We start from the raw sequence: 6,416 nt of genomic DNA, 5'->3' as shown, positions 1-6,416 counted from the left end.
AATTTTGCCAAAAAGCGGTCGTTAGCCGTGGTGATAATGGCCAAATCCTTCCGGCTCTTGCTCGCCATAAATTCCCTGATCATCGTCTCAAAATTGTTTTCCGGCACAAACCGGCCCACGATCAAGTGGTACTGTCCCGTCCGCAATTTTTTCTCCTGCAGCCAGTCAGTAAAAAGCTGATCGCTGTCGTCTAAGGGACTAGCCGCCAGCTGACTGCCGTAAGCGATGAAGGCAGTCTCTGGCCGGTACTTGCCGTAGTTCTTTAAAATATAGCGTTCAATCGCAATCGAATCGCAGATCACCTGGTCGCAATTTTTTACCATCAATCTTTCCGACACTTGCCAGTACCTCCGGACCAGCCAGGGCCACTTGCCCCGCCGCCACTCATGCCCATCCGGGTTGATGAAGACCTGCCCGCCTAAGCGGTGGACTTGCCGTGCGTACTTCTTCATAAAAGGCCCGATCCGGCAAGCCAGGATGTAAAAAATCGGCGCTTCAATCTCATGGTTCTTGCAATAATCGATCCCGTAGTCTAAGGCCGCCAGGTCATAATAGATCGCCTGTGCCGGGCCCAGCTTTTCCGGTACCCGGATCTTATAGCAATTCGCGCCCCGGTACTTAAAGCGGATGTAGCTGCCCTCCATGGCGCCATCCCCGTTTTCCTTGCAGGCCACATGGTACTGTATCTTTTCATGATCCGCGTGCTGGTTGAGGAGCTGCTTGACGAAGGTCTCATAGCCCCCGTAAGAGCCCAGGCCCTTGGAACCGATAATAAATACATGTCTCTCTTTCAGAAAAATCCCTCCTCACATCCCCGTTGGCTTAAAGAGCAGGCCAAGGGTTTTAAAAATCAAGCGCAAATCCAGCCACAGGGACCGCTGGTTGATGTACTTGATGTCTAATTGCACCATCTGGTCAAAATCGCCCTCGTTCCGGCACTCCACCTGCCACAGGCCAGAGCATCCCGGCTTGACTAAGAGCCTTTGCCAGTCATATGCGCTGTATTGCCTGGCTTCTTCCGGCAGGGGCGGACGGGGACCAATCAAGGCCATCTCGCCCTTAAGCACATTGACCAGCTGCGGCAGTTCATCCAAGCTATACCGCCGCATCATCTTCCCAATTTTGGTCACTCTCGGGTCATCCTTGATCTTAAACATGGCACCTTCAATCTCATTTTTCTCCAGTAAATCTTTCTTCATTTGGTCCGCCCCCTCGATCATGGAGCGGAACTTCCAGATTTTAAAAGTCCGCCCCCCTTGGCCCAGCCGGGTTTGCGAATATAAAACCGGTCCGCCGTCTTCTAATTTGATCTTTACCGCCAAATATAAAAGCAGGGGGGAGAAGAGGGCCAGGCCTAAGCTGCTCAAGCCCAAATCCAGCAAGCGGCTGGCCGTCCGGTAGACCGGCCGCCCCTTTACTTTCCGGTAGTTGATTTTTTCCATCAGTCATCACCTCGCTTAAACAATGCCCGCCAGTCTGCCGCCGTCAAAATGCTGCCGGCAAAGACCAGGCCGGCGAAAAAGATAGTCTGCCAGTTGACCAAATCCCAGCCGCCCGCCAGAACCGTAAAGAGAAAGGCCCAGGCCGCGTAGGTCACGTTCAAGGCCATCGCCTTGCTTGGCCCCACTTGCTCAATAGCCTTGTAGTAACAGAAGTAGGAGGCCGTTGCCATAGCGCTGGCACCGGCAAGCAAAAATCCCAGCTTACCCGGCCCTTTAGTCACCAGCTCGCCCACAAAGTCTCCCGCTTGCAGGGCCGTGACCAAAAGCATCCCCGAAATTACTGCCGCCGTAGTCTGCCTTATCTGCAAGGCCTGCCCGGTCTTGATCCCGCCCTTAAAGCACTTGGCTAAAATCACTGCCTCTAGTCCCCAGCCGCCGGCGCACATAATAGCGCTGGCCAGGCCCAAGACTATATTGTCTTCAGTCACTTGCCCGCTAGTAGTCAAGCCATATACTCCGGCTAAACTCGCTAAAAGGCAGACCCAGCGGGAGAGGGGGAGCCTTTCTCCCAATAGCAGCTGGGCCAGGAGGGCCCCAACCGCCGGAAAAAGGGCGCAGGCTACGGCCCCTAAGGCTGGCCCCATGAATTTGACCGCTAAAACATAGCCGGTCATCCCGACCGGGCCGCCAACCGCCGCGGCTAAAACGATCCAGCCGCCGCCTTTTTGCCAATTTTTCCAGGCAGACCTTTCCCCGGACGCTAATCTCTGCCCCCACAGCCAGAAGCAGGAGAGGGTGTCATGGAAAAAGGCGCAGACGAAGGGGGCTAAAAATGCTGCCTCTAAATCCCGGCTGAAAACCGGCAGAGCCACCGCCCCGCCTAAGAGCAGGGTTTCTACTGCCCAAGTGATGCCAGCTAAAATTCCCGCTAACATGATCGCCTTCCTTCCTATTTAATAGGAATGCCCCAGCCGCTGGCAGCGGATGACCCGGCCCAGCTGGTAGATGTAGCAATACAGGCGCCCGTCATGGCGGAAGTGAAAGCCAATCGCCTCGTTGCCCCGCCCCTTGATGGGCTTGATCCGGTCCAGTTGTCCTTCATCGGTAGCTAGAATTTTGGCGCATTTTTTCAAGATATAGGACCGGGAATCCTCTTGGTAGGTCTTGTCGAACTGGCGCAAGTCTTCCAGGCTGTCGAATTCCTTGATATAGCCGGCCGGGAACCTGGCCAGCCGCATCTTGAGCAGGTCTAAGTTTTCGGCAAAAATTTCCTCCCAATACTTGCCACTGGCCGCGTCTCCCTTTTTCTCCATGATTTGAAAAAAGCGCTGGGAAAAGTCTTCCCGCCAAAAGGCATGGCCCAGCATGTACCAGGAATTTTTCGCCGACCTGGTCACGCGGTCGATATAGCCCTCCTGGTCAGTTGTGATGCCCCATTCATCAGTTTCACCCTGGCTGTACTGGCCGGCGTAGTAGCTGCCGGCCTTTTCCAGGCCCAGGCGGAAAGGGTTGGACAAAAAGTAGTTGTCTGCCGAGCAGATGAAGCTGTTTCTGATCACGCCCCGGGCCAGCCAGAGACTGGCCGCGCTGTTTTGCCGGGCATAGGCAGGGTTGTCGATCAATTTCACCCCGTACTTGCCCTTTAAGTAGTAAAAATGCTCTTTCTTGTAGCCGGTAACGATGTAGATGTCGTTAACCCCGGCCGCCTGGAGCTGGCGGATTTGCCGCTCAAGCAGGACTTCCCCCTTGACCTCGATCAGGCCCTTGGGCTTGTCATAAGACAGGGGAGCAAAGCGGGCTCCGGTCCCGCCGGCCAAGATTACCGCGTTGTCGGCGCACGTCATTAGGCCACCCCCGTTCTTTTCAAAGCTATTGCCGCGTACTCCTTGGCATAGCGGTACTGCCGCCGGCCGTAAGGGGCCAGGGCCTGCTTAGGCTGGAAGGCCTCGCACCAGTTGGACCAGAGCAGGCCGCAAATGGCCATGTAGCAGTAGATCTTGCTCTTGATATTTTCCGGGCATTTTTTCTCAAAATATAAATCCAGCAAGTGATCAAGTTCCGCCCTTTCATAGCCGGCGTAGATGGCAAACATGGCCAGGTCCACGTGCGGGTCCTGCATCCCCGCGTACTCCCAGTCGGTTAATTGCAGTTTGCTTTGTCTGCCTTCTCGGTAAAAAAGGCAGTTATCGGCCACCGGATCCAGGTGGGTCAGGCAGCTTTCCTTTGGCACTGTGTCTAAGTAGGGCTTTAAGCTAAAAATCTGCCCTTTAGTTTCCCGGTAGTCTGGGAAAAGGGAGGGGCGCGGCCCCCTAATTTGTTCATAATGCTTGATCTGGGCAAAAAGGTCGAAGCTATGTGGAACTGCGATCTTTGCCTGGTGCAGGCGTTTGATTTTTTCTATCCAGCGGACTAGGTCAGCTTCTTTTTTGGGGTTACAGGACCGGGCCTGGGGTAAAAAGGGGCTGAGCTTATAGCCGGTTTCCGGATCCAGGTAAAGGGGGGAGTCGCAGAAATTGTAGGGGGCGATGGCCTGGTAGACCGCGGCTTCCCGGGTCCGGTCGATAATTTGCCGGCCAGGCCTGGGTTGGCGGAAGTGGTAGCTTTTTCCGCCATAATCCAGGCGGAAGGAGTGGTTGGTCATGCCCTTGTGTAAAGGCACGAAATTCAGTTCATCAGGGTCAGCTTGGAAAAAGACGGCAAGCGCCGTGACTGCCCGCTGACTTAAGTAGGACATGTGGTCACCTTCTTTTTCTAAAAAACTCGAGATATATCTTGTCCTAACAGCTTAGCATGGCTGATGGATAAGATAAAATGACATCTTTTAATTGCACCAAAAATTCTGCTTATGGTTAAAAGACTATTTGGGATAGATCTTGTAGTCGTGGTGGGGAGCGCGGTCCTTAGCCGGGGGCAATTTCTCATAGTCCCCGTAGTATTCCCGCAAGATGGGAGCAGGATCAGCCGGAACGCGGAAGCTGGACCCGGCAAAAGGGGCGTACTTGCCCTCCCCGAAGTGTTTTTTCTCCAGCATGTGGACCCCGCCATCCGGCCAGGCCGGGACGCCGACCTTCTGCCGGCCCTCTTTCGTTTTGGTAAAAATGATCCGCTGGATTTTTTCATCAACGGCCTGGGCAAAGCCCTCGCCCCAGATCCGGTCAACCGCCTTTTTGTAAATTTGGTGGGCACTTTTGGTCAAAAAGTTCTGGGGCCAGGTCGCCGCGTAGGCGTAGTAGGCCATGTTGACTAGCTTGCAGCGGCGGTAGAGCTGGCGGGCCACCGGGTAGGAAGAGCCGTTTTCGTCCAAGGGGTAGATGTCGGTGAAGATGCCGGCAGAAAACTGCTCGGCGGGCTTGGTGGAAACGAACTCGTAGTCCTGGTTGCTAAAGCGGGCCAGGCCATAGGGATAGCCCGGGCTGTTTTCCCGGGTCGCGATCCGGTAGGGAGCAGGAAGGTCTTTTTCGCAGTAAGCGATGAAGGCCTCGTAATCCCGCCGGGGCATCCAGATGTCGGTGTCATCGTCCCAGGGGATAAAGTCCTGGTTGCGGACGGCGCCTAAGAGGGTCCCGTAGGCCAGGTAGTAGGTCAGGTCCTGCTCTTGGCAAATCCGGTCAATTATCTGGAGATTGTCCAGTTCGACCGCTTGTATCTCGCTAATTGTGAGTTTTCGCATGTCTGTCTCCTTCAAAATTCGTTTTTTGCTTTGTAGTCAAATAATTTAGCAGGCCAAAATATGGCCCGTCAAGTCTGGAAAACTTAAGAAATTCTTTCCTCCTCGTGCAAAAAGTTGCTGGAAATTTCTGAAAAGAAGATTTTTTCCTATTAGGCGACAGCCGCAAAAAGGCGGGGGATTTTTTCACAAAGTCAGTAAAAAATAAGCACGGAATCCGGAAGAACGGGAAATGGTCTTGTACAATCCTGCACTTGTGTGCTAATTTATTGCTTACAAAATTTCACGCGAAGGAGATGACCAATGAAAACACGCGACCTGCGCAAGCTCATTAAACAGCAAGGAGGCTGGGACCTGGTCCGCCAGTACGCCGCGGCCGGCAACCTGCCCCTGGCGGCAGGGCAGCTGCTTCTGCTTGGAACGAAAGAAAAGGCCCTGGAGATCCTCCGCCTCAGCGCCCAGTACCGGGTCAAGGAGAAGCTGGCCAGGCGGTACCGGAAGGAGCTTGACCATTTGGTTAAGCTGCACAAAGATGCTGGGGAAAAAGAGAAGGATAAAAGTAAATCTGAAAATGACCAGCCCTATGTCTGGTTCTGCTGGTTGCAAGGCTTGGCGGAAGCCCCGCAAGTTGTCAGACACTGCTATAAATCAGCTTTGGCGGCTTACGCGGGGAGGGGGAAGCTGACCTTGATCACGGAAGACAACTACCGGGACTATGTGACTTTTCCCCAGGAAATCCAGGCGAAAATTAAGCGCGGAATTATAGATGGCGCGCATTTAGCCGATTTGATCCGGCTGGAGCTCTTGATCAATTACGGGGGCATCTGGACGGACGCGACCGTTTTTTACAGCGGGGATTTGCCGGATTTTCTGTTTAAAAACCGCCTCTTTGCCTACCAGATCGTCAAGCCGGGCAGGGACGGGCAAGCCATCCCCATGTCCAACTGGCTCTTGGTTGCCCCGAAAAGAAACAGGCTGCTTTTGATCACCCGGGACCTGCTCTATGCTTACTGGAGAAGGCATGACAAGTTGCTTGACTATTACATTTTCCACATCTTTTTCCAGCTGGCGGCTGAGGCCTGCCCGGAAGAATTTGCGGAGGTAATCCCTGTGGACAGCGGGGCCCCCCACCTGTTAGGCCAGCGCTTATTTGACCAGTATGAGCCGGATTTTTGGCAGGCGATTAAGGAGCAAACTAGTATCCACAAGCTGTCTTACAAGTTCCCGCCGGGGATGTTTTTGCAAAAGGGGACTTATTTTGCAAAAGTTGTGGCGCAAGGAGGAAATAATGGCTAAAGAGAAGAAAC

Annotated in this window: 7 protein-coding genes; 1 reads left to right on the top strand and 6 read right to left on the bottom strand. The window is 53.8% G+C overall.

The features are described from left to right. The 6 genes from ACI4WN_RS06640 to ACI4WN_RS06615 all read right to left on the bottom strand — a co-directional run. Positions 1 to 755: DUF1972 domain-containing protein (locus tag ACI4WN_RS06640; protein WP_439777498.1), on the bottom strand; the 755-nt coding region annotated here is incomplete at its 3' end. Between the two features lie 51 nt (positions 756 to 806). Beyond that, entirely contained in the window at positions 807 to 1,442 is a 636-nt protein-coding gene (locus tag ACI4WN_RS06635; RefSeq protein WP_439777497.1) for a sugar transferase, read from the bottom strand. Beyond that, positions 1,442 to 2,377, bottom strand: a complete 936-nt coding sequence (locus tag ACI4WN_RS06630; protein WP_439777496.1) for an EamA family transporter — start codon at positions 2,375 to 2,377, stop codon at positions 1,442 to 1,444. Before ACI4WN_RS06630 ends, ACI4WN_RS06635 begins: the two co-directional genes overlap by 1 nt. An 18-nt stretch (positions 2,378 to 2,395) precedes the next feature. Further along, positions 2,396 to 3,286 carry an NTP transferase domain-containing protein gene (locus tag ACI4WN_RS06625; protein WP_439777495.1) on the bottom strand — a complete coding sequence of 297 codons (891 nt, stop codon included), beginning with the start codon at positions 3,284 to 3,286 and terminating at the stop codon, positions 2,396 to 2,398. Continuing rightward, the gene (locus tag ACI4WN_RS06620) at positions 3,286 to 4,176 is read right to left on the bottom strand and encodes a phosphotransferase (protein WP_439777494.1); all 891 of its coding nucleotides are present in this window, start codon (positions 4,174 to 4,176) and stop codon (positions 3,286 to 3,288) included. The genes ACI4WN_RS06625 and ACI4WN_RS06620 overlap by 1 nt, the downstream gene beginning before the upstream one ends. A 123-nt stretch (positions 4,177 to 4,299) precedes the next feature. Further along, positions 4,300 to 5,112 carry a LicD family protein gene (locus ACI4WN_RS06615; RefSeq protein WP_439777493.1) on the bottom strand — a complete coding sequence of 271 codons (813 nt, stop codon included), beginning with the start codon at positions 5,110 to 5,112 and terminating at the stop codon, positions 4,300 to 4,302. Positions 5,113 to 5,412: 300 nt separating this feature from the next. Between ACI4WN_RS06615 and ACI4WN_RS06610 the strand changes: the two genes are divergently transcribed. Further along, complete coding sequence (locus ACI4WN_RS06610; protein ID WP_439777492.1) at positions 5,413 to 6,405, top strand: capsular polysaccharide synthesis protein; 993 nt, start codon at positions 5,413 to 5,415, stop codon at positions 6,403 to 6,405. The last annotated feature ends 11 nt before the right edge of the window (positions 6,406 to 6,416 follow it).

It is taken from the genome of Lactobacillus sp. (assembly GCF_051893255.1).
Classification (GTDB): domain Bacteria; phylum Bacillota; class Bacilli; order Lactobacillales; family Lactobacillaceae; genus Lactobacillus.
This window is presented reverse-complemented; position numbering and strand designations above follow the sequence as displayed.

Excerpts from the sequence above, each read along its gene's own strand:
- ACI4WN_RS06635 (WP_439777497.1), bottom strand. The coding sequence starts at position 1,442 with ATGGAAAAAATCAACTACCGGAAAGTAAAGGGGCGGCCGGTCTACCGG.
- ACI4WN_RS06630 (WP_439777496.1), bottom strand. The coding sequence starts at position 2,377 with ATGTTAGCGGGAATTTTAGCTGGCATCACTTGGGCAGTAGAAACCCTG.
- ACI4WN_RS06625 (WP_439777495.1), bottom strand. The coding sequence starts at position 3,286 with ATGACGTGCGCCGACAACGCGGTAATCTTGGCCGGCGGGACCGGAGCC.
- ACI4WN_RS06620 (WP_439777494.1), bottom strand. The coding sequence starts at position 4,176 with ATGTCCTACTTAAGTCAGCGGGCAGTCACGGCGCTTGCCGTCTTTTTC.
- ACI4WN_RS06615 (WP_439777493.1), bottom strand. The coding sequence starts at position 5,112 with ATGCGAAAACTCACAATTAGCGAGATACAAGCGGTCGAACTGGACAAT.
- ACI4WN_RS06610 (WP_439777492.1), top strand. The coding sequence starts at position 5,413 with ATGAAAACACGCGACCTGCGCAAGCTCATTAAACAGCAAGGAGGCTGG.